The 236-nt window shown below is 56.4% G+C and carries 1 pseudogene; it reads left to right on the top strand.

The features are described from left to right. Window positions 1-212: pseudogene (locus AC0L3U_RS40220) on the top strand (hypothetical protein); the annotation flags it as partial. Window positions 213-236 lie beyond the last annotated feature (24 nt).

The following is a 236-nucleotide window of genomic DNA, read 5'->3' as shown; positions in this document are numbered from 1 at the left end:
AAAGCCTTCGCGTCGAGGTGTCGGACCAGGGTAAGGGTCTGCCCGAAGGATTTGACATCGATGAACCGCGCGCCAGCCTGGGGTTCAAGATAATCACCGGCATGGTGCGGCAGCTTCAGGGCCATCTGACCATCGCCAAAGATTGGAAGGGAAGTCGCTTCCTGATTGATCTGCCGATCATTTCACATCCGGACCGATCGCAATCGTCCTGACCTGAAACCGACACGCGATCAAAG

This window comes from Bradyrhizobium sp. Kon69, from assembly GCF_055807515.1.
The sequence above is the reverse complement of the archived record's forward strand: the minus strand, read 5'-3'. Positions and strand labels throughout refer to the sequence as shown.